The organism is Methylobacterium sp. J-001, assembly GCF_022829565.1.
GTDB lineage: Bacteria > Pseudomonadota > Alphaproteobacteria > Rhizobiales > Beijerinckiaceae > Methylobacterium.
Genome location: NZ_JAKSYN010000042.1, coordinates 22992 through 41103, shown reverse-complemented (window position 1 = coordinate 41103; position 18112 = coordinate 22992). Strand labels below are relative to the sequence as shown.

11 protein-coding genes are annotated in these 18112 nt (G+C 68.9%); 4 read left to right on the top strand and 7 right to left on the bottom strand.

The window, feature by feature from the left end; genetic code table 11:
* Positions 1-80: 80 nt before the first annotated feature.
* Both MKK65_RS04060 and MKK65_RS04055 read right to left on the bottom strand, forming a co-directional pair.
* A complete protein-coding gene (locus MKK65_RS04060) occupies positions 81-1841 on the bottom strand; it encodes an ABC transporter ATP-binding protein (RefSeq protein WP_243955566.1) in 1761 nt (586 codons plus the stop codon).
* 112 nt (positions 1842-1953) lie between these two features.
* Complete coding sequence (locus MKK65_RS04055) at positions 1954-2475, bottom strand: Spy/CpxP family protein refolding chaperone (RefSeq protein ID WP_243955564.1); 522 nt, start codon at positions 2473-2475, stop codon at positions 1954-1956.
* 165 nt (positions 2476-2640) lie between these two features.
* Here MKK65_RS04055 and MKK65_RS04050 point away from each other — a divergent pair, with 165 nt between their 5' ends.
* The 4 genes from MKK65_RS04050 (at position 2641) to MKK65_RS04035 (ending at position 8167) form a co-directional block, all read left to right on the top strand.
* Positions 2641-3558, top strand: coding sequence for a metal ABC transporter solute-binding protein, Zn/Mn family (locus MKK65_RS04050; RefSeq protein WP_243955562.1), 918 nt, complete (start codon positions 2641-2643; stop codon positions 3556-3558).
* A 214-nt stretch (positions 3559-3772) separates the two neighbouring features.
* A complete protein-coding gene (locus MKK65_RS04045) occupies positions 3773-5509 on the top strand; it encodes a heparinase II/III family protein (protein ID WP_243955559.1) in 1737 nt (578 codons plus the stop codon).
* A gap of 68 nt (positions 5510-5577) precedes the next feature.
* The gene (gene purH, locus MKK65_RS04040) at positions 5578-7176 is read left to right on the top strand and encodes a bifunctional phosphoribosylaminoimidazolecarboxamide formyltransferase/IMP cyclohydrolase (RefSeq protein WP_243955557.1); all 1599 of its coding nucleotides are present in this window, start codon (positions 5578-5580) and stop codon (positions 7174-7176) included.
* Positions 7177-7912: 736 nt separating this feature from the next.
* Entirely contained in the window at positions 7913-8167 is a 255-nt protein-coding gene (locus tag MKK65_RS04035; protein WP_243955555.1) for a hypothetical protein, read from the top strand.
* Positions 8168-8732: 565 nt separating this feature from the next.
* Here the strand turns inward: MKK65_RS04035 and MKK65_RS04030 are convergent.
* The 5 genes from MKK65_RS04030 to MKK65_RS04010 form a co-directional block, all read right to left on the bottom strand.
* Positions 8733-10415 carry an MFS transporter gene (locus MKK65_RS04030; protein WP_409565360.1) on the bottom strand — a complete coding sequence of 561 codons (1683 nt, stop codon included), beginning with the start codon at positions 10413-10415 and terminating at the stop codon, positions 8733-8735.
* A gap of 549 nt (positions 10416-10964) precedes the next feature.
* Positions 10965-12647 carry a cation acetate symporter gene (locus tag MKK65_RS04025; RefSeq protein WP_243955551.1) on the bottom strand — a complete coding sequence of 561 codons (1683 nt, stop codon included), beginning with the start codon at positions 12645-12647 and terminating at the stop codon, positions 10965-10967.
* Positions 12644-13018: a DUF485 domain-containing protein gene (locus MKK65_RS04020; RefSeq protein WP_082643324.1), complete on the bottom strand. Its 375-nt coding sequence runs from the start codon at positions 13016-13018 to the stop codon at positions 12644-12646. The genes MKK65_RS04025 and MKK65_RS04020 overlap by 4 nt, the downstream gene beginning before the upstream one ends.
* Positions 13019-13142: 124 nt before the next feature.
* Entirely contained in the window at positions 13143-15089 is a 1947-nt protein-coding gene (acs, locus tag MKK65_RS04015) for an acetate--CoA ligase (protein ID WP_243955549.1), read from the bottom strand.
* A 269-nt stretch (positions 15090-15358) separates the two neighbouring features.
* On the bottom strand, positions 15359-17959 hold the full coding sequence (locus tag MKK65_RS04010) for a PAS domain-containing protein (protein WP_243955547.1): 2601 nt from the start codon (positions 17957-17959) through the stop codon (positions 15359-15361).
* Between the last annotated feature and the right edge of the window lie 153 nt (positions 17960-18112).

The following is an 18112-nucleotide window of genomic DNA, read 5'->3' as shown; positions in this document are numbered from 1 at the left end:
CTCCGGCGGGCGAATCTACGGAGCGTGCGCATGACTCATGCGCCGGATTTGCCGTGTCGGCCGCGTGTGTGGGTGTCGACTTACCCAGCCGGTGCCGGATCCGACAATTGCATCCGGTGCAGGCGGGCATAGGCGCCGCCGGCCGCGACTAGATCGTTATGGCGGCCGGTCTCGATGACGCGGCCGGCTTCCATCACGGCGATCCGGTCGGCCTCCCGCACCGTCGAGAGGCGATGGGCGATCACCAGGGTGGTGCGGCCGCGCATCAGCCGGGTCAGCGCCTCTTGGACCAGGCGTTCGGACTCGGAATCGAGGGCCGAGGTCGCCTCGTCGAGGAGCAGGATCGGCGCATCCTTCAGGAAGGCCCGGGCCAGCGCGATCCGCTGGCGCTCTCCGCCGGAGAGGCGGTTGCCGGCCGGGCCGACCCGGAACGCGTAGCCCTCCGGCAGGGCGGTCACGAAATCGTGGGCGGCCGCAGCGCGGGCCGCAGCCTCGATCTCGGACAGCTTCGCCCCGGGGCGGCCGAAGCCGATATTGGCCGCCACCGTGTCGTCGAACAGGACCACCTCCTGCGAGACGACTGCGACCGCCGCGCGGAGCGAGGACAGGGTTACGGCGCGTACATCCTGCCCGTCGATCGTCACCCGGCCGGCGGTGACGTCGTAGAGTCGCGGGACGAGGTTGAGCAGCGAGGATTTTCCCGATCCCGAGCGCCCGACGAGTGCGGTGGCAGCGCCGGCGGGGACTATGAGATCGATCCCCTCCAGGGCCGGAGCGTCGGGGCGGTAGCGGAACTGCACGCCCTCGAACCGGATCTCCCCGGCCGTGACCGTGAGCGGCGCCGCATCGGGCGCCTGGCGAATCTGCGGCGCCTCGTCCATCACATCGAAGTAGCGCCGGAGCGCCGCTGCCGCCTCCTGCAGGATGGCGTTGAGGTTGCCCAAAGCACGGGCCGGCTGGGCGGCGAGCAGCAGGGCCGCGACGTAGCCGGTGAAGTCGCCCACCGTCCGCTCGCCGGCCAGCACCCGCTGACCCACCAGGACGAGGACGCCGGCCACCGCGATCCCCCCGCCGACTTCGAGCAGCGGGTCGAGGCGGCCACGGGCATTGGCGGCCTTCATCTTCAGGCGGCGCACCTCGTCGAGAGCTTCGGCGGCTCGCCCCTTGAGGTAACCCTCCATGGCGTAGGTCTTGGCGACCCGGGCGCCCTGCAGGCTCTCGGAGATCAGGCTGGCGGTGGCACCCATCTGCTCCTGAGTGGTGGTCGAGACCCGCCGGAGCTTCTTGCCGATCCGCCCGATCGGCCCGGCCACGAAGGGCACCGTGAGGCCGGCGACGAGCGTCAGGACCGGGTCCATCCAGACCAGCGCCGCGACCAGCCCGATCAGCATGGCGATGTCGCGCAGCAGCACCGTAGAGATGCGGGTCAGCGCCTCCTTGATGAAGGCGAAATCGGTGGTGAAGCGCTGGGTCAGCGCCGCCGGGCTCTCGCGGCCGAGCTGCGCCAGGTCGGATTCGATCAGATGGCCGTAGAGCGCCGCCTGCATGTCGGCTTCGACCCGGGTGACGACCCGGTTGGTCAGCACCGTCTGGCCGAAGAGCGAGAAGCCGCGCAAAGCCGTGACCACGATCACCACCAGCGGCCCGTAGGCGATGGCCGCCGCATCCTTGCGGTCGAAAGCGTCGAAGGCGGCCTTGATCAGCGCCGGGTACAGCCCGGTCGAGCCGCCCACGAGGGCGATCAGCACCAGCACCACGGCGAGCATCCCGCGATGGGGATAGAGCCAGGTGCGCCACAGGCGGACGAGGAGTGGGAAGGTGTCGCCGGGGAGGCGCGCCATGGAGCTTACCGGTTGGGTCCTGTCACCGGGCTCCCTGGGGCAGAATGCGCGGCGGCAGCGGTTTGCAGCCGCCGCCGCCGCGGATCAAGTTTTTTGCTCCCGTCGTCCGCTCTCAGCGGTCGCCGCCGCCGGGGCCGTGCTCGTCGTCCCGGCGGTGATGCCAGCCGTCGTGGCGATGGCCGCCCATCGGGGGCGCCAGGATCATCGCGCGCCGCTTTTGCCCCTCGTCGAGGCTGGCGTAGAGCGGCTGCGAGGCGTCGGCGAGCTTGCGCAGGGCTTCGCCCCGGGCGGTCGTCGCATCCGCCATGGCCCGCAGGGCAGCCGGCGCGTCGTCGGACATCTTCGGACGGTCGCGCATCGCCTCGCGGCGCTGCTGGCGCAGCTTGACCATGTCGCGCAGCGCGGCCTCGACCGGGGGCCACAGCTTCTCCTGGTCGGCATTGAGCTTCAGCCCGGCATGCAGGCCGGCGATGCGGGCATCCGCGAAGGCGGCCCGATCCTCAGGGCTCAGCGCGCTCCCATGCCCGCGACCGCGGAACCCATCGGACCCACCGTCATGCGCAACCGCGGCGCCGACGAGACCCAGGCCGAGGGCGCCGGTGACGAGAAGGGCGGCTCTCAAACGTCCGGACATGGCATGCTCCATCTCACGCTCGGCCGCCGCCGCGGTGACCCGGCCGCGACCCACGGTGCCGATGAGGCGCCAGCCGTGTATCCCGCTTGTGTATGTAACAGTGTTACACTACCCGTGCCGCGATGTGGGGGCGTGGGAGGACGATTCGTGCGCGGGACAGTTCGGATGGCGTGGTTCGGATGGCTTGTCCTGGGACTTGGCCTGTGCGTGCCGGCCCGGGCCGCACCGGACGGCGCCACAATCCGAGCGGTGGCGAGCTTCTCGATCCTGGGCGATCTCGTGCGGGCGGTCGGCGGACCGCACGTGGCGGTGACCACCCTGGTCGGCTCGGATTCGGATGCGCACGGCTTCAGCCCGTCCCCGGCCGACGCCAAGAAACTCGCCATGGCCGACATCGTGTTCGTCAACGGCCTCGGGCTCGAAGGCTGGCTCGACCGGCTGATCCGGGCCTCGGGGACCCGGGCGCCGGTCATCGTCGCCTCCGCGGGTGTGCCGACGATCGCCGCCGTGAACGACCACGCCCATACCGACAGCGGCCACGACCACGACCACGCTGTCGACCCCCATGCCTGGCAAAGCGTGGCCAACGTACGGATCTACGTCGCCAACATCCGCGACGCCTTGGCGAAGGTCGATCCGGCTCACGCGGAGGCCTATCGGGCCGCGGCCGAGGCCTACACGGCGCAGCTCGACGCCCTCGATCAGGCCGTGCGTCAGGCGGTGGAAAATATCCCCCCGGAGAACCGCCGGATCATTACCACCCACGACGCCTTCGGCTACTTCGCCGCCGCCTATGGCGTGCGCTTCATCGCGCCCCAGGGCGTTTCCACCGACAGCGAGGCCAGCCCGCGCGATGTCGCGGCGATCATCCGGCAGATCCGCCGGGAGAAGGTACCGGCGGTATTCCTGGAGAATATCAGCGATCCGCGCCAGATGGCGCAGATCGCCCGGGAGGGGGGCGCCCGGATCGGCGGCAAGGTCTATTCGGACGCCCTGTCGGGGCCGGATGGGCCAGCCGCGACCTATCTCGACATGATGCGCTCGAATCTCCGGGCGTTCGATGCGGCGCTGGCTCCGGGGTGAACCGCAGCACATGCGGTTCTGCAGCCGCATGTGCCGCAGCAGTGCAACTGGAGCGTGAGCGATCCCACATTCTTTCCCGTCGCGGGAATGACATAGCGTAAACCGCCGGTTAAGAGGCCGCCTCTACCCTGAAACGAAACGGGTGCCAGCCGATCCTCGTACCCGAGGGCTCGGGCCCTTGGGGCCTGGTGAGATCGCGTGGCTGGGAGATCGCGTGGCTTGGGGGCCTGACCGCTGGCGCTTCTATCGGCTCGTGGCGCGCGAGACCGCGCGGACTTTCCGTGCCGTCGGTGCCAGCCTCACAGCCTCGCCCGACATCCTGGCGCGGATGCGGGTGACCGGGCTGGTGATCGCACCCCAGGACCTGCGCACCTCGGACGCGACTTTCGCGGACGACATCTATGCCGGCCTGTTCGTCTTCGCCGGCCGCTCGCTGGCTGCGAGCGGCGGCTCACCCTTCGATTACGCCCCGCCCTCGCCGGAATGGGCGGATGAGCTCTACGGCTTCGGCTGGCTTCGGCATCTCCGAGCTGCGGATACGGCGCTCGCCCGGGCCAATGCGCGCGCCTTCGTGGCCGATTTCATCGTCGGACGGGGTGATCCGGCTTTGGCCCGGCACACGCCGGTGGCGGCGCGGCGCCTGATCTCGTTCCTGTGCCAGTCGCCCCTGGTGCTGGAGGGTGCCGACCACACGTTCTATCAGAACTTCCTGAAGGCCATCGCCCGCAACGCCCAGCAGCTGGAGCGCGACCTGCGGCGGGGCGTGCCGCCGCAATGGCGCCTGAACGCCGCCGTAGCGCTCTGCTACGCCGGGCTGTGCTGCGACGGCATCCAGCCGATCCTGCGTCGGGCGACCCGGATCCTGTCCCGGGAGCTCGACCGCCAGATCCTCACCGATGGCGGCCACCGCTCCCGCGACCCGCGCTTCGCCATGGAGCTGCTGCTCGACCTGCTGCCCCTTCGGCAGAGCTATCTCAGCCGCAGCGTCGAGCCTCCAGCCGCGCTGCTGCGCGCGGTGGACCGGATGCTGCCGCTGCTGCGCCTGCTGCGCCACCCGGACGCCTCGCTCAGCCATTTCAACGGCATGGGTGCCACCGACGCCGACCATCTCGCGACGCTCCTGGTCTATGACGGTGCGCTCGCCCGGCCGATGATGCACGCGCCGAATTCCGGCTACGAGCGCATGGAAGGCGGTCGGGTCATCGTGGTCGCCGATGTCGGCAAGAGTCCGCCGCTGCCCTTCTCGCTGAATGCCGGGGCGGGCTGCCTCGCTTTCGAGATGTCGAGCGGGCCGCAGCGCATCGTGGTCAATTGCGGCCTGCCCGCGAGCGGGCCGGACCTGCGCCTGCTCGCCCGGTCGACGCCGGCCCATTCCACCGCCAGCGTTGCCGGCGCCTCTTCCTGCCGCTTCCTCACCGCCACCGGCTGGTGGGGCGAGCGCATGGTGGCCGCGTGGCTGATCCGCCGGCGCGGCGCCGTGGTCCTGCGCGGCGCCGCCGCCGTGGCGGCCGAGCGGGTGGAAGAGTCCGACAGCATCGTGCTCGCCGCCCGGCACGATGGCTACGCGCCGGATTTCGGGATCGTCCACGAGCGGCGCTGGCAGCTGTTCCCCGTGGAGGCGCGGCTCGAGGGGCGCGACGCCTTCCTGCGCCAGGGCAAGGGCCGGGTGCGCGGCCACGACGTGGCCATCCGCTTCCATCTGCACCCCGGTATCGCCGTGCGCGGCGTGCCCGACGGGCTCGAACTCGCCTCGGCGCTGGGCGAGATCTGGATGTTCCGGGCTGAGGGCGCCGAGATCGCCATCGAGGAGAGCGTGTACTTCTCCGGCCTGACCGGGCCGCGCCGCACCGACCAGATCGTGCTGCATCTGCGCGTCTCCGACGATGTCGAGGTCCGCTGGAGCTTCGCGCGCCTGGCCTCGGCGCCGATGCGGGGCGCGACGGCCCCCTGATCCCGGCTGGCCCCGGGCCCCGGTTCCATGCTACCGCGCGCCGAAATCTCAAGGTTCGGCAAGCAGCTATGGCGCACGATCAGGTGCGGGTCTCCCGCGCGCTCCTCTCGGTCTCGGACAAGACGGGTCTCGTGGATTTCGCACGGGCGCTGCATGCCCGCGGCATCGCGCTGGTCTCGACCGGCGGCACGCACCGCGCCCTTCAGGAAGCCGGCCTGCCGGTCACCGAAGTCGCCGACCTGACCGGCTTCCCCGAGATGATGGACGGACGGGTCAAGACCCTGCACCCGGCGGTGCATGGCGGCCTGCTCGCCATCCGCGACAACCCCGAGCACCAGGCCGCGCTGGCCGCCCACGGCATCGGGGCGATCGATCTGCTGGTGGTGAACCTCTATCCGTTCGAGGCGACCATCGCGGCCGACAAGCCGGAGGCGGACTGCATCGAGAACATCGATGTCGGTGGCCCGGCGATGATTCGCGCGGCGGCCAAGAACCACGCCGACGTCGCCGTCGTCACCGACGTCTCGGACTACCCTGCGGTCCTGGCGGCCCTGGAGCAGAACAACGGCGCCGTCGGCGGCGACCTGCGCCGGCACTTGGCCCAGAAGGCCTTCGCCCGCACCGCCGCCTATGATGCCGCCATCGCCAACTGGATGGCGATCCAGTTCGGCACAGAGGCACCGGGCCGGTTCCGCGCCTTCGGGGGCACGCTCGCCCAGAGCCTGCGCTACGGCGAGAACCCGCACCAGTCGGCCGCCTTCTACCGGGCACCCGGCTTGGTCCGGGCCGGGGTGGCGACCGCCCGCCAGCTCCAGGGCAAGGAGCTGTCCTACAACAACTTCAACGACACCGACGCCGCCTACGAATGCGTCGCCGAATTCGACCCGGCCCGTGCCGCCGCGGTGGCGATCATCAAGCACGCCAACCCGTGCGGTGTGGCCGAGGGCGCCAGCCTGATCGAGGCCTACGAGCGGGCGCTGGCCTGCGACCCGACTTCGGCCTTCGGCGGCATCGTCGCCCTGAACCGGACCCTGGACGCGGAGGCCGCCCGCAAGATCGTCGAGATCTTCACCGAGGTGATCATCGCCCCGGACGCGACGCCGGAGGCCATCGCCCTCGTGGCGGCCAAGAAGAACCTGCGCCTCCTGCTCGCCGGCAGCCTGCCCGACCCGCGGGCACCCGGCGAGACGGTGCGCACCCTGTCCGGCGGCCTGCTGGTCCAGGGGCGGGACGCGGCCGTGGTCGACGACATGCCCCTGAAGGTCGTCACCAAGCGCGCCCCAAGCGAGGCCGAATCGGCTGACCTGCTGTTCGCCTACCGTGTCGCCAAGCACGTGAAGTCCAACGCCATCGTGTACGCCAAGGCCGGCGCCACGGTGGGGATCGGCGCCGGACAGATGTCCCGGGTCGATTCCTCAAGCATCGCCGCCTGGAAGGCCGCCGAGGGCGCGAAGCGCTTGGGGCTCGCCGAAAGCCTGGCTGTCGGCTCGGTGGTCGCCTCGGATGCCTTCTTCCCCTTCGCGGACGGTCTGCTGGCCGCGGCGGAGGCCGGCGCCACGGCGGTGATCCAGCCGGGCGGCTCGATGCGCGACGCCGAGGTGATCGCAGCCGCCGACGAGGCCGGGCTGGCGATGGTCTTCACCGGGCACCGCCATTTCCGGCACTGACGCCGGATCGTATGGGGGCGGGCCGCCCGCCCCGATGGCCGGGCCTGTAATCGGCGCGCGGCCTGAGGCGGTTCTCGTCCCGCTCACGGAGATAGGCGCTTCCTGCAGCTGCTTGAGTGGGCCGCGCCGTGTCCCCTCTGCCGCACGCCGGAATGCGCACCGAGTCGACTTATGCAGAACCGGTCGGCACGCCCTCGGAATTAAGTCACGCACTTGCTGAAGCCGGAGAAGCGGTCGCTGCCTAAGAACCCCGATTCTCGTTTCGTCTGTGCGAACAGCTAGGCACAAGTACGCGCCGCGCGACCGCGGCTCGTTTCCGAGCCTGCTCTGTCGCGCCTGGCGCCGGGCCTGCACCGCGTTAACGCTCTACGGGAAAAACTTCGCTCGGGTGCGGCGTCGAGCAAGCTCGTTCAGGGTCGTCGGGATATCCGCTCTGTATTTATTGGCGATGAAACGACGTGCGACACGACAATCTTGCAGAAGCGGTTTCCCGTATCCAAATACTGAGTCGTCGATTACGTAAAATTACACGCGAATTGGGCGCGTTATGTGCAGGGGTTGATATTTCGATGCCTGCACGGCATGAAAAATGCGCGGTGCGTCGGAATTTTGTCGTCGGATCGTGCGATCTCGTGGTGGATCGCGTGTGCGGTGCCCGTGACATAGGGCTTCGGACCCCCGCTATGGGGATCTTGTTCGGCGTCTGGCGCCGGACAATCTTGGGCCAGGTGACGCGATGTTACTCGCTGCAGTGCTATTTGGCGTCGGTTTATTGATCGGCTGGTCCTATACCATGCTGGTCATGGTCGCGACCTCGGCCCTGATCTTGGTCGCCGCTCTGGTTCTGTTTGCGTTCGGCCCCGGGCTCGATCTGATCCATCTGCTGATCGCGCTGGGCTACCTCACCGCCCACCAATCCGGCTACCTGTTCGGAGCGTATTGCGGCGTCCAATACCAAGAGAAGCGTGGCCGACAATCGCCATCACCATAACCAGATCGGGCGTCCAGCAAGCTGGTAGATCAATGTCCAAATCGCGATCATTGATATATTGACACCAATAACTAGCGAAAGCGGCGGCTTGCTGCCAGCCTGGCGACGAAACTGTGTCAGGCCGTGGGTCACGTTTGATGTCCTGCTTGATCGTAAAGTGTGCCAAAGACGGCCGAGAGCCGTCATTCGTTCCATCGAGACTGGTTTTTAAACGACAACATGTGGTTGTCGCGGCACAAACTATCTGACCAATCCGTGCGACTTCGACGTGGCCCGTACCATTGGACGTGCAATAAAGGTAGCCCTTACGCGGCGGAATTACACTGGAATGTCAATGCTAGCCTGTCCGTCATTTCACGCTGCCGTGAAATCCGCCGTTAACGGGCAATGACGGTCAGTACCCCCGTTTTCGGGGCGCAAGCGTGATGGAGCGCACCTGGACGATGGTGGATGCGGGATCGGTCGTTTCGCCGGTTGCGCGGTCGCGCGAACACACGTCCCCGGAACGCGAACACCCGGACCGCGTGGGCGGCCCGGGCGTCGTCCTGCACCGGTCTACCGGCGGTCAGGTGTCGGCGAAGATGTCCCGATCCTTGGTCTCGGGCACGAAGATCACCCCGATGACCACCGTCGCGACCGCGATCACGATCGGGTACCAGAGGCCGTAATAGATGTCCCCGGTCTGGGCCACCATGGCAAAGGCGGTGGCCGGCAACAGCCCGCCGAACCAGCCGTTGCCGATATGGTAGGGCAGGGACATTGAGGTGTAGCGGATCCGGGTCGGGAACAGCTCCACCAGCATCGCGGCGATCGGGCCGTAGACCATCGTCACGAACACGATGAGGACGAACAGCAGGCCGATCACCTGGGCGACCTGCGGACGGAAGATGTCGAACGGGTTCGCCATTTTCACGATCTCGGCGTCGCCGGCCTTCGGGTAGCCCGCCGCCTGGAGCGCCGCCGTCACGGCCTTGTTGGCCTCCGGGGCGCCGCCCTGCGGATAGGCGATCTCCGTGTCGTTCACCCGGATCACCGTGGGCTGGCCGGGCGCACCAGGCGCGGTGTCGTACCTCACCGAGGATTTCGACAGGAAGTCGCGGGCGAGGTCGCAGGGTGCCGAGAACACCCGCGTGCCAACCGGGTTGAAGAGGGTCCCGCAGGCGGCCGGGTCGGCCGCAACGGTGACCTTCACGGTCTCGATCGCGGCCTGGAGCTTTGGGTTGGCGGTGGCGGTGATACCCTTGAAGATCGGGAAGAACGTCGCCGCCGCGATGGCGCAACCCGCCAGGATGATGACCTTGCGGCCGATCTTGTCCGACAGCCATCCGAACAGAACGAACAGGCCGGTGCCGAGCAGGAGCGACCACGCGATCAGCAGGTTGGCGGTGTAGCCGTCGACCTTCAGAATCGATTGCAGGAAGAACAGCGCGTAGAACTGGCCTGTGTACCAGACCACCCCCTGGCCGGCGACGAGGCCGAACAGGGCGATCACCGCGAACTTGGCGTTCTTCCACTCACCGAACGCCTCGGTGAGCGGCGCCTTCGAGGTCTTCCCCTCGTCCTTCATCTTCTGGAAGGCCGGGGATTCGGAGAGCTGGAGGCGGATCCACACGGAGATGCCGAGCAGCAGCACCGAGACCAGGAACGGGATCCGCCAGCCCCATTCGGCGAAGGCGGCCTCGCCAGTGAAGGTCCGGGTCGCCAGGATGACCAGCAGCGACAGGAACAGGCCGAGCGTCGCCGTGGTCTGGATCCAGCTGGTGTAGAAGCCGCGCCGGCCGTTGGGCGCGTGCTCGGCCACGTAGGTCGCCGCGCCGCCATACTCGCCGCCGAGCGCCAGGCCCTGGGCCAGCCGCAGGACGATCAGGATGATCGGCGCCGCGATCCCGATGGTGGCGGCGTTGGGCAGGATGCCGACGATGAAGGTCGACAGGCCCATGATCAGGATCGTGACCAGGAAGGTGTATTTGCGCCCGACGAGGTCGCCGATCCGGCCGAACACCAGGGCGCCGAACGGCCTTACGATGAAGCCCGCCGCGAAGGCCAGCAGCGCGAAGATGTCCCGGGTCGCCGGCGGATAGGCTGAGAAGAACTGGGCGCCGATGATCGCCGCCAGCGAGCCGTAGAGGTAGAAGTCGTACCACTCGAACACCGTGCCGAGCGAGGACGCGAAGATCACCCGCTTTTCCGCCGAACTCATCGGTCTCGCGGCGTCCCCCGCCCGCGGGATCGCAGTTGCCCCAGCCATGACCCGGTTCCTCCCAGACGGCGCGTGCGGCCGATGGCGTCGGCCGCAAATCTACGGACTGCAGGCCCTGCATGGGGCGCAGATCACGTATGCGTGACTGTAAGGAACCTCTTGGTCAATCCGCAATGTGGCGGTGGCGGGGGTCATCAACATGGCGGCGCGCGGACGGTGCCCGGTCGTCTGAAACGGTGCGGGGCTCCGCACCTATGCGGGCTCGGACATTCACACATCGTTGCTGGATGAGAGCCACCGCCAACCCCAAGCGCGACTCCCTCCCCCACAGAGGGGGGAGGGAGAGCCGCGGTGTCTCCCATGTGTTCTGCGGACATCGAGGCGTGAAGCCGACGCCCATACGGGAGGGGAGCCGATCGCGGCCTCCGCAAGCAGATCTGTGCATGTCGTCGCTCTTGTGACGTCGCCTCGACCGGTCCCTACGAACCCGTAGGCCGGCGGGAAGACGTGCTACCGCCCCGCTGCGGCCGCATCCCTGAAACGACGAAGGGCGCGGCTCGCGCCGCGCCCTTCGGTTATTGCAAGTGAGCCTTAGGCTCAGTGGGCGTGAGCGCCGGATGCGCCGATGCCGGTCTCGGAGCGCACGAACTGCGCCTCGAAGGCGGCACGCTCGCGCTGGGCCCGGCGCGAGTTGTCGAGGCTCGACACGGCCCAGATGGTCACGAAGGCCAGCGGCATCGAGAACAAGGCCGGGTTGTCGTAGGGGAAGATCGCTGCGGCGTTGCCGAACGTCACCACCCAGACCGCCTTGGACAGCACCACCATTCCGACAGCCGAGATCAGCCCGACCAAGCCGCCGGCGAGTGCGCCCCAGGTCGTCGTGCCGCGCCAGAGGATCGACATCGCCAGAACCGGGAAGTTGCAGCTCGCCGCCACCGCGAAAGCCAACCCGACCATGAAGGCGACGTTCTGGTTCTCGAACACGTAGCCGAGATAGATCGCCACGATCCCGATCACCACCGCCGAAAGCTTCGACAGGTTGACCTCGTGCTTCTCGGTGGTTCGCCCGCGGGCGATCACCTGGGCGAAGAGGTCGTGGCTGACCGCCGAGGCGCCGGCGAGCGTCAGGCCGGCCACCACCGCCAGGATGGTCGCGAAGGCCACGGCCGAGATGAAGCCCAGGAAGTATGGGCCGCCCACCGCGTTGGCGAGGTTGACCGCCACCATGTTGGTGCCGCCGATCATGTCCTTCAGCTTGTCGAAGGTGCCGGCCGCGCCGAGCTTGAAGTAGCTCGGATCGGACATCAGCAGGGCGATGCCGCCGAAGCCGATGATGAACGTCAGGATGTAGAAGTAGCCGATCAGGCCGGTGGCGTAGAACACCGACTTGCGCGCCGCCTGGGCGTCCGAGACCGTGAAGAACCGCATCAGGATGTGCGGCAGGCCGGCGGTCCCGAACATCAGGCCGACGCCGAGCGAGATCGCCTCGATCGGGTTCGAGACCAGGCCGCCGGGGGCCATGATCGCGTCGCCCTTCGGATGGACCTGCACCGAGGCAGAGAACAGGGTCTCCGGGTTGAAGCCGTACTTGAGCAGCACCGCGCCGGCCATGAAGGTCGCGCCGCCCAGAAGCAGGCAGGCCTTGATCACCTGGACCCAGGTGGTGGCCTTCATGCCGCCGAAGGCAACGTAGACGATCATCAGCACGCCGACGATGATCACCGCGTAGAGGTAGGGCAGCCCGAACAGGAGCTGGATCAGCTTACCCGCGCCGACCATCTGGGCGATCAGGTAGAACGCCACCACCACCAGGGTGCCCACCGCGGAGATGATGCGGATCGAGGTCTGGTCGAGGCGGAAGCTCGCCACGTCGGCGAAGGTGAACTTGCCGAGGTTGCGCAGGCGCTCGGCGATCAGGAACAGCACGATCGGCCAGCCGACCAGGAAGCCCGTGGAGTAGATCAGCCCGTCGAAGCCCGAGGTGTAGACCAGGCCCGAGATGCCCAGGAATGAGGCGGCCGACATGTAGTCGCCGGCGATCGCAAGCGCGTTGGTCCCGGCCGAGATGCCGCCGCCCGCGGCGTAGAAGTCGGCGGCCGACTTGGTGCCCTTGGCGGCCTTGTAGGTGATGCCGAGCGTCAGCACGACGAAGAACAGGAACATGCCGATGGCCGGCCAGTTCGTGGCCGACTGCGTGACGGCACCGAGATCGGGGCCGGCGGCAAAGGCCGCGCAGGCCGTGATCGTGGCCAGCGTCAGGCCGAGAAGAATCCGGTTCATCGGCCGACGCTCCGCTTCAGGGCGTCGCTCAGGGCGTCGAAACGGGTGTTGGCCCGGGCCACGTAGATCCCGGTGAGCGCGAAGGCGAACAGGATCACGAACACGCCCATGAACAGGCCGAGCGAGGCGGTGCCGCCACCGACCTTCACGGCGAGCAGCGACTTGTCGAAGGCGATGAGGCCGATGAAGCCGAAATAGACCACCAGCATCAGGATGGTCAGGACCCAGCCGAACCGGGTGCGCTCGGCGACGAGCTGCTGGAATTCCGGCGTCCGGACGATCCGGTCGATCTGCGGATCGACTGCCGCGGCGGCGTTGCGGGATGGTGGGGGCGCCGTGCCCCCGCGAAGGCCGAGTGTCGAGCCGCTCATGGCGTTGTCCTCCCGCGAAGGCACTCCGGCCTTCCGGTTTTTCTTGAGACCGAAATTCGTGGTTCTTGTTGGGGGCGGGCACCGGACCGGCACCCGCCTCATCACGTCTTCGCCGTCGGAGCGATCAGGGCCGGTTCTGCCGGTTCTCGATCAGATCTTCCACGACCGCCGGCTCGGCGAGCGTCGAGGTGTCGCCTAGCGAGCCGAAATCGTCCTCGGCGATCTTGCGCAGGATCCGGCGCATGATCTTGCCCGAGCGGGTCTTGGGCAGGCCGGGGGCGAACTGGATCAGGTCCGGCGAGGCGATCGGCCCGATATCCTTGCGGACCCAGGTCACGAGTTCCTTGCGCAAGGCGTCGTCGCCTTCCTCGCCGTCGTTGAGGGTGACGTAGGCGTAGATGCCCTGGCCCTTGACGTTGTGCGGATAGCCGACCACCGCCGCCTCGGCGACCTTCGGGTGTGCGACGAGGGAGGATTCGACCTCGGCCGTGCCCATCCGGTGGCCCGAGACGTTGATCACGTCGTCGACCCGGCCGGTGATCCAGTAATAGCCGTCCGCATCGCGGCGGGCACCGTCACCGGTGAAGTACTTGCCCGGGTAGGTCGAGAAGTAGGTCTGCTCGAACCGCTCGTGGTCGCCGTAGACCGTGCGCATCTGGCCCGGCCAGGAATCCGCGATGCAGAGGTTGCCCTCGCACGGACCCTGCAGGACCTTGCCCTCGGCATCGACCATCTCGGGCTTTACGCCGAAGAACGGCCGGGTCGCCGAGCCCGGCTTCAGGGCCGTGGCGCCGGGGAGCGGAGTGATCAGGATGCCGCCGGTCTCGGTCTGCCACCACGTGTCGACGATCGAGCACCGCCCCTCGCCGACGACGTTGTAGTACCATTCCCAGGCTTCCGGGTTGATCGGCTCGCCCACGGAGCCGAGCACCCGCAGCGACTGGCGGGATGTCTTCTTCACCGGCCCCTCGCCGCCGCCCATCAGCGAGCGGATCGCGGTCGGGGCGGTGTAGAAGATGTTGACCTTGTGCTTGTCGACCACGTCCCAGAACCGCGACGTCGACGGGTAGGTCGGGATGCCCTCGAACATCAGCGTGGTCGCGCCGTTGGCGAGCGGCCCGTAGACGATGTAGCTGTGGCCCGTGACCCAGCCGACATCGGCCGTGCACCAGTACACGTCGCCCTCGCGGTAATCGAAGACGTATTGGTGGGTCATCGACGCGTAGACCAGGTAGCCGCCCGTGGTGTGCACCACGCCCTTCGGCTGGCCGGTCGAGCCCGAGGTGTAGAGGATGAACAGCGGGTGCTCGGCCTCCACCGCCTCGGCGGGGCAATGGTCGGTCACCTGCTCGGCGGCCTCGTCGTAATAGACGTCGCGGCCCGGCTCCATCTCGACGGCGCCACCGGTGCGGCGCACCACGATGACGTGCTCGACGAGGTCGGTGCCCAGGCGCTTGATCGCCGCATCGACATTGGCCTTCAGCGGAACCTTGCGGCCACCGCGCAGGCCCTCGTCGGTGGTGATCACCACCTTCGACGTACAGCCCTCGATGCGGGAGGCGAGCGAATCCGGCGAGAAGCCACCGAACACGATGGCATGGATCGCGCCGAGCCGGGCGCAGGCTAGCATCGCGTAGGCCGCCTCGGGGATCATCGGCATGTAGAGCGTGACGCGGTCGCCCTTGCCGACGCCGCGGTTGCGCAGGACGTTGGCCATCCGGCAGACCTGCGCATGCAGCTCCCGGTAGGTGATGTGCTTGGATTCGTCCGGGTTGTCGCCTTCCCAGATGATCGCGGTCTGGTCGCCGCGGGTCTCCAGATGCCGGTCGATGCAATTGTAGGCGACGTTGGTCTTGCCGTCCTCGAACCACTTGATCGAGACCTTGCCGGGCTCGAAGCTCGTGTCCTTGACCTTGGTGAACGGCGTCATCCAGTCGATGCGCTGGCCGTGCTCACCCCAGAAGGCGTCCGGATCCGAGACCGACGCCTCATACATCTTGCGATACTGGGCGTCGTCCACGTGAGCACCCTCACGCCACGCAGCCTGAACTTCGACGACCTTGCCTTCCATGGCATTCCATCCCTGTTTGGTGCCCGATCGTATCGCGGCGTCGGCCGCGCAGCCAGGACTTCCAAAGTAACGTAGCCTACATCGTGCGGTGACGATATCGTCACCGGCCCGCTTCAGCCGGGTCCAGGGATCCGGAACTCAATTGGGCGCAATGTAAGGCTTGCTTGAAGGCCGCTCGAAGCCCTGTCAAGCGGGCCGTCGCGGCCCGCACGTCAGCCGCGGCCCACTGTTTCCGAATACTTGCCGGGCAGGTCGAACGTACCCCGTTCTCACCCGTTCGCGGCCCGGCGCGTCGGCATGATGATCTCCACCAGCGTGCCGTCCTCCGGGCGCGCCGAGAGCTGGAGGCGCCCGCCATTGGCTTCGACCAGGGCGCGGGGCAGAGCGAGCCCGTCCTCGACCTCTCCGGCCGGCCCGGATACGGCTTGGGTCGCCCCGGCGCCGGTATCGCGCACCCGCAGCGCGACCGCGGCACTCTCGGTGGAGCCGGTCGAGACGATGACCTGGCCGCCGGCTGCGGAGCGCCGGATCGCGTGCTCGATGACGAGGCACGCCGCACGACTCACCGAGCGCTCGTCAGCCTCAAGATCGTCGAGACCGGTTGAAAAACTCGTGCGCACGACGATCCGACCGCGCGCCGCTTCACCCTGGAGCTGCGCGACACAGCCCGCGACGACGTCGTTGAGCGCGATCCGGCGTGGATCGAGGCGCAGGGCGCCGGCCTCCACGGTGGCGAGGTCCAGGAGTTCGCCGACCCGCTCCAGCATCAGCGCACCCGAGGTCTTGAGCTGGGCGAGGCAGCCGCGATAGCGCACGTCCCCCAGGGGGCCGAACGGCTCCTTCAGCATCGCGTCGGCCAGCTCGACCATCCCGGTCAGAGGCCCCCGGAAGGCCCGGTCCAGCCGCGCCAGGGCCCCGTCGAGGCCGGAGGCGGAGGCGGGGGCCGGCGGCGGCTCGGCGCTCGGCGGGGCTTCGGCCGGCGTGGCGTTCAGCACCGCGACCCGGCGCCCGTCCTCCCGGGCCGGCGAGACGCCGATGGTCAGCGCCCGCCCGGCCACCGAGACCGGGCGCGGCTCCTTGGCCGCGCCGCGCAGGGCATCGGCCACCGACAGCACGCATTCCCGGTCGAACAGGGCGACCAAGCTGCCGCCCACGATCTCCCGGGGATCGCAGCCGAATAGCTCGGCGGCGGCGCGGTTCAGCGCCACGATCCGTCCGGCGCCGTCGAGGGTCAGCACCCCGGCCTCCAGAGCGTCGAGGGCGGCTTCCGCGGCGGCCGTCCGCTCGGCTTGCGCTTCGCGGGCCAAGCGCTCGGCTGTGAGGGCGCTCGCCGGGTCGGCGTCGTCCAGAGGGCGCAGGACCAGGCAGGTCGCCGGCCGGCCTTCCCAGGTGCCGGTTCCGCCCATCACCTCCACCGCGCGGGCGCTCCCGTCCGCAGTCTCGATCGCAGTCCGGCGCGCGGCCGGATCGGGCGCGTCCGGCTGGGGCAGGCCGCGAAACAGCCGGTCGAGGCCGGCCCTGGTCAGCGCCGGAACGTCGGCGTAGCCGGCGACGTCCAGAAGCGCCTGATTAGCCGCCAGGATCGCGCCGTCGCGATGCACCAGCGTCGGCAGGGGCAGGCCGGCCAGGAACGCGGCATCCCGCGACGCAGCCGCGGCCTCGCGGGCCTCCGGAGTGCCGGGATGCGCGCCCGGAAACGGCATGACCGCACCGCTCTCGGACCGCGGGGCCGGCGTCCCTGCCGAGGCGTCGTCGCCGGCATAGCGCGCGCCGAGCGCCCGGGCGATTTCCCGGAAGGCGGCGTGCTCGTCGTTCGAGAGTGCCGGCTCGGCCGTCGGACGCTCGACGATCGGAGCGGGCGGCTCCGGCTCGGACGGCAAGGGCGCGGTGTCCACGGCGTCTGCCGCGTCGGGCATTTCCGGCTCGACGCATGCGCGCGCGTCGGCCACGGCGTTCGGAGCCGCCGTCGGTTCCGGTAGATCCGCCACCGGTACCGGCGGGGTTTCGGGGACCGGTGTCAGCCCAGGAATCGCCTCCGGGATCGGATTCGGCACGACCGAAGCGGCCGGCTCCGGTGCCGGAACCGCGCGGGCCGGCACGCTGCGCACCAACCCGAATCCGCCGAAGCCGGAAAACGCCGCATCGCCGCGGCCCAGCGGGGCGCCGGACAATTCCACCTGGAACGGGCCGTCACCCAGGTCGAGGCAGGCGGGCTCGGCGCGAAAGGTGATGCGGTCGTGCAGCGCCGCAAACATCCCGTCGGCTCCCGTGATACGGCCTGATGCGGCGAGATCCTGCCAGCGCTGGCCGACCAAGCCGGCCAGTCCCTCGGAACCGCTCAGCGTGGTGAGCGCCCCGGAGGCATCGCTGCGCCACAGAAAGCGATCGCCTGTCTTCAAGGACGGGACCGGTACGGGCGCGGTGGCGGGTGCCGGCTCACGCACCGGGGACTCCGGCGCGGCGGCAGCAGCCGTCCGCAGGCGCGGCAGCTTCACCGGCGTCGTCGCGACGACCAAGAAAACCGGCCGGCCGTCGTCTTGCGTGCCCTTGGCCACCTGGCACAGCGCGGGCGGGGCGATCCGCCTCGCGTCAAGCGTGAGGCGGGCGAGGCGGGGCGCGGCGTCCTGAGGATTGGCCCGGGCGACCTGTCGAGCCACGGCCTGCCGGTCGGCGGTCGCCAATGCGGCGCAGACGGCGTGACCGGCGGGCGAGGCGAGCAGGACCCGGCCGTCATCCGCATCGATCACGAATGAGACCGTATCCGGGTCGGCCAGCGCCACGGCGAGGCTCGGCAGGCGTGCCCAGGCGGCGAAGGCGTCCGTGAGCGCGGCTTCGCTGGCGCCGGCGGTCGATGTCAGTGTCGTCTGCAAAGCCCGCGACCTCGAACCCACACCCGTTCCCTCGATCCCGGTCCGCTTTGCCCGAGAAACACGCGCCACCGTACCCCTATTGTAAAGCGCCCTGCGTTGCGACGCTGGACTCTTGCGCCAACCGTCACACGTTTACGTCATGTCAACCTTAAT

Bases quoted from the DNA above. Each gene is read 5' to 3' on its own strand.
- MKK65_RS04060 (WP_243955566.1), bottom strand. From the start codon at position 1,841: ATGGCGCGCCTCCCCGGCGACACCTTCCCACTCCTCGTCCGCCTGTGG.
- MKK65_RS04055 (WP_243955564.1), bottom strand. From the start codon at position 2,475: ATGTCCGGACGTTTGAGAGCCGCCCTTCTCGTCACCGGCGCCCTCGGC.
- MKK65_RS04050 (WP_243955562.1), top strand. From the start codon at position 2,641: ATGGCGTGGTTCGGATGGCTTGTCCTGGGACTTGGCCTGTGCGTGCCG.
- purH (WP_243955557.1), top strand. From the start codon at position 5,578: ATGGCGCACGATCAGGTGCGGGTCTCCCGCGCGCTCCTCTCGGTCTCG.
- MKK65_RS04035 (WP_243955555.1), top strand. From the start codon at position 7,913: ATGTTACTCGCTGCAGTGCTATTTGGCGTCGGTTTATTGATCGGCTGG.
- MKK65_RS04030 (WP_409565360.1), bottom strand. From the start codon at position 10,415: ATGGCTGGGGCAACTGCGATCCCGCGGGCGGGGGACGCCGCGAGACCG.
- MKK65_RS04025 (WP_243955551.1), bottom strand. From the start codon at position 12,647: ATGAACCGGATTCTTCTCGGCCTGACGCTGGCCACGATCACGGCCTGC.
- MKK65_RS04020 (WP_082643324.1), bottom strand. From the start codon at position 13,018: ATGAGCGGCTCGACACTCGGCCTTCGCGGGGGCACGGCGCCCCCACCA.
- acs (WP_243955549.1), bottom strand. From the start codon at position 15,089: ATGGAAGGCAAGGTCGTCGAAGTTCAGGCTGCGTGGCGTGAGGGTGCT.